This is a genomic window from Bacillus sp. FJAT-47783, from assembly GCF_022808615.1.
Taxonomy (GTDB): Bacteria; Bacillota; Bacilli; order Bacillales; family Aeribacillaceae; genus Bacillus_BZ.
Genome location: NZ_JAKZKS010000049.1, coordinates 1 through 3,806 on the forward strand (window position 1 = coordinate 1; position 3,806 = coordinate 3,806).

General features: G+C 38.8%; 5 protein-coding genes and 1 pseudogene. 1 reads left to right on the plus strand and 5 read right to left on the minus strand.

Annotated features, from left to right (window positions below; all coding sequences use genetic code 11):
* Together MLD65_RS17740 and MLD65_RS17745 are read right to left on the minus strand one after the other, a co-directional pair.
* Window positions 1-187, minus strand: a 187-nt coding sequence (locus MLD65_RS17740) for a DUF4277 domain-containing protein (RefSeq protein ID WP_243293145.1), incomplete at its 3' end; no start/stop codon positions are given.
* Window positions 188-213: 26 nt separating this feature from the next.
* Window positions 214-492 (minus strand): DUF4277 domain-containing protein, encoded by a 279-nt coding sequence (locus MLD65_RS17745; RefSeq protein ID WP_243293148.1) that lies wholly within the window; start codon window positions 490-492, stop codon window positions 214-216.
* Between the two features lie 97 nt (window positions 493-589).
* Between MLD65_RS17745 and MLD65_RS17750 the strand changes: the two are divergent.
* A pseudogene (locus MLD65_RS17750) lies at window positions 590-805 on the plus strand (IS1634 family transposase); the annotation flags it as partial.
* A gap of 145 nt (window positions 806-950) precedes the next feature.
* Here the strand turns inward: MLD65_RS17750 and MLD65_RS17755 are convergent.
* Genes MLD65_RS17755 through istA form a run of 3 tightly spaced genes read right to left on the minus strand, consistent with a single transcriptional unit; the run spans window position 951 to window position 3,606 of the window.
* Complete coding sequence (locus MLD65_RS17755) at window positions 951-1,277, minus strand: hypothetical protein (protein ID WP_243293150.1); 327 nt, start codon at window positions 1,275-1,277, stop codon at window positions 951-953.
* Between the two features lie 17 nt (window positions 1,278-1,294).
* Window positions 1,295-2,065 (minus strand): IS21-like element helper ATPase IstB, encoded by a 771-nt coding sequence (gene istB / locus MLD65_RS17760; protein ID WP_243293151.1) that lies wholly within the window; start codon window positions 2,063-2,065, stop codon window positions 1,295-1,297.
* Window positions 2,062-3,606 (minus strand): IS21 family transposase, encoded by a 1,545-nt coding sequence (gene istA, locus MLD65_RS17765; RefSeq protein ID WP_243293152.1) that lies wholly within the window; start codon window positions 3,604-3,606, stop codon window positions 2,062-2,064. The genes istB and istA overlap by 4 nt, the downstream gene beginning before the upstream one ends.
* Window positions 3,607-3,806: the final 200 nt, after the last annotated feature.

Here is a 3,806-nt window from a genome sequence, read left to right on the forward strand (position 1 = left end):
GTTGACGATCACACAGGATGTTGATGACCAGCGCTTTCAAGCGGGTGCCAGGTGATAAATGACAGCGGTTCTTGTCCCATTCAAGCTGTTCATTTATAATTTTTTCAAATCCTATCTCATCACAAATGGCAGAAATCAATTGAGATGGTCCAGCCGAAAGTGTCAAAATTTGGTCCGTCTGTGTCATCGGAATCATTCCCCCACAATCATTCATTAGTGATATTTTTCGAGGGGGAGGGAACATTTCCCTTTAAAAAAACAAAATTTCTTAATTTGGCACCTGCCGAATGTGGGTTCTAAGTGAACAAGCGCTTGTCTTCCGCTCAAGATATCAAGAACGACTAATTGGACGATATCGCCCGGTGTTGTCAAACATTGTGAATCGTACTCCACCATTTCATTAAAGGTTTGGGGAATGTGAAGTTGCTTCATGATAGCACTTAATAGATTTAAATAAGACTGTTGATAAATGTGATCGATTTGGATGTTCATAAGGTTGTTCCTTCCGTTCAAAATTAGTCTGAAGGAAGGATTCTACAAGAAGATGAAAAAATCCTTTTAGATTCATTCAAAGGGTGCGAAATGTGAGTTAAAGAAACCGAGCCGGATAGAAGCGTTGGGAATCGTATTTGTGATGGTCATCCTCATTTACGGGATTTTAGAGTACCGGGTACGAGAAAAAATGAAACAGGAAAAAGAGCGCCTCATTCTAGCGGGTAAACGTAAAGTATTCCAGCCAACCGCCCAGGCTTTATTGAAAGAACTTCAGGAAATCAAGGTGATCTACATTCAACAAGGTGGGCAGGTGTAACCGTCAAGTTGAATTAAACAGTTTTTGATAAATAATTTTAAACAGTTTTCATCAATTAAGATTCAACACTTTGCTGTTAACAATTGTTTATCTGTGTCTTAATTATCCCCCCTGCCATAATGGCAGGGGAAATTTACTGCTAAATCCAGTCATTCAGTCCTAGTAAATTTTCTAATTGTTGTTTCTCTTCTTTTAACTTCTCAATTTCCTGTTTTAGAAGAGAATTCTCCTCTAAAAGTCTGGATATTTTTGTTTGGTTATTAATTCCTACTTCATAGGCAGTTCCTTTTACCATGCACCAATCGTTATATCTATAAAGGTCTTCTTCAACAATTGGACGACTTTTGGAAGTCATATCTGACTTCTCATTCTGTTCTCTGACCCATTCTATTACCGATCTCTTATCTACTTTTAATCCATAAGAATTAAAAAAGTTAATCGCATCTTCAGCGTTTAAAACACTCATTTTCCATCTCCTTTTGGTCATGCATCATTGTCATGTTTAAATAAGTTTTTTCTGTATTTCATCCTGATACTACTCTGTTCTTCGCTAAAGGTTAAGATTTCACTTCGATGGAGTAGACGATCTAAGATTGCTGTTGTTAGTGTCGCATCCCCAAGAAACTTTCCCCATTCACCTGGACCTTTGTTGGAAGTCAGGATAAACGCTGCCTTGTCGTACATGTCATATATAAACTGAAAGAATAAATGGGCATCCTGTGGTTCATAGGCCATATACATGACATCATCAATGATGATTAGATCAGATTCAGTGATGCGTTTATATCTCGTTCTAGATTTTACAACGTATTCCCTAGATTTTAAGACGTAGATTAAGCGATCCATAGATATAAAGGATACTTGGTATCCTTGCTCGATCGCATGAATTCCTAGGGCTGTTGATAGAAAGGTCTTCCCAACTCCCGTTGGCCCCATCATAATCAAGGTGAAGCATTCTTCCACCCATGACAACTGCTTTAATATATTCAGCTGTTTTTCCCCAACTGCAGTTTGTTCTTCCAAGCGAAAGTTCTCAAATGTTAGCGTTTCAGGGAATTCTGCCCACTTCATCAATTTCTCTTTGTTTTTTCTTTCACGGGAGTGAACTTCATGGCTTAGAAATTCATGAATAAACTCATGATATGTCCATCCTTTTGCTTCTGCTTCCCTCAATAGGTTAGGGAGTTCTTTAGCTGTCTCTGCTAATCTTAAGGTACGGCATTTATCCTGGAGTATTTGGTATGGCTGGCTCATCTGTTGCCACCTCCTTGAAGGACGCTTAAGTAAATATCTTCTTTTCGTTCAGGAGCCACCAGATCCTTATATTTTTCATTTACGGAACTTGTGTCTTTTCTTTCTTTACGACCTTCGATTTCGAGAGAGATGGCAATATCACGTAAGTCATTTGCACTTGTTAATCGCAGACGTTTCAGTTCATTAATAGCTTCCATAACGAAAGAAGGATACTTCAAAATGACGGATTGCACCACTTTTAGTTGGTCAATAAAATGACGCGGGTATTGCTTAGCCAGCATTCCAACTAGCCACTCTGTAGCTTCATTGTCATCTAACATTCCTTCTATCTGCTGAATTAAAAGGTCGCGTTTGGTCTGGCTACGCTTCCGATGAGAAGGGTCAGATATGACATCACCAATTCCTTCTGCGATTTTATGTTTTGCCAGGATTTCCCCATTCTTCTGTAGACGTATGTACAAATATTCTCCATCTGAATCGACATAGGCGATATTAGGAGCTCCTTTTCTATATGTGCCGCGAGGCACACTATATCGATTATTGTCATACCGGATAACGTTGTCTTTGCTAATTGTTCTTGTTATACTTGAATCGAAGATGTCTTCAAAAATATAAGTCCCAGAGACCTGTTGTAAGTGTTGCTTTTCCAGGGCGTACACTTCGACGGGTCTCTTTTTTGTATTATGGTGAACTTTATAGTTCCCGGTGCGCTTTAACCAGTTCATACAGGAATCCTGCCAATCTATTAAATTATCAAACATTCTGTTCTTCGCAAAGTTGTTCTTTACATATTTAACCACCTGTTCTATTTTACCTTTCGTCTGAGGATCAGATTTCCTACACAGATAGATTTTGAACTTCCTTGTCTTCTGGTATTTCGAGAATTCGTCTGTCAAGATAAGGTCTCCAGCGTTCTCACTAACTGCGAGTAAACGATCTTGATCATAAACTATCTCAATAGTCATTCCTCCATAATGCCTAAAGGCATTTTCATGCATTCGAATAAGATCTATTGCCCGAAATGGTCGATCTAGCCATTCTACATACTTGTATCTGGAATGGGCTAAAACAAACGCAATAAAGTAGAGGTGTTTGAACTTTCCATCAGTTGTAGGAACTCTTTTTTGGCCAAAATCAACTTGAATTTGTTGCCCCATAGGAAGTTCTGGGACTGCACTAAAGTCCCTCTCAGAAAGAACTTTTGGAATATGGTAGGCTTCTCGTAGCTCATTTACATAGTTTCTCACTGTTCCTTCGGTTACAAAGTCAATGCTTAGTTTTTCCTCTAGCCAGTCGAATATCTGAGCTGCCGACAGATCAGGATGTTCCTTTAACCACCCGAGTATCTTGTCCCGAAAGGGATCAAGCTTTTTACTTCTCCCCTGTAATGAGATGGCAAATAGATAAAATTCATCTGGAGACATTTTTCCGTATTCAATCACCCTATTCCTTGATATTTTTAATTTTCTGGCTATCGCACTGTTGGTGAATCCTTCATTACGAAGCCTGTGAACCTCGTTGTAGATCATCAATTTTTCCACTCCTGCTCCTCACTTTCGATAGACTAAATCTAGTATATAGAAAGTAGGTTTAATTGAGCTAAACTGTTGAGTCGTAAGCGTAAAATAGTCCCCACCTTCATGCAGATGGGGACTTGAAGTATTATTTAAATAACTTTTTAAAAGAAATACAAGACACTGGTAAAGATGTTGACCATGGAAGTAGTCGGTCTAAGGCATCC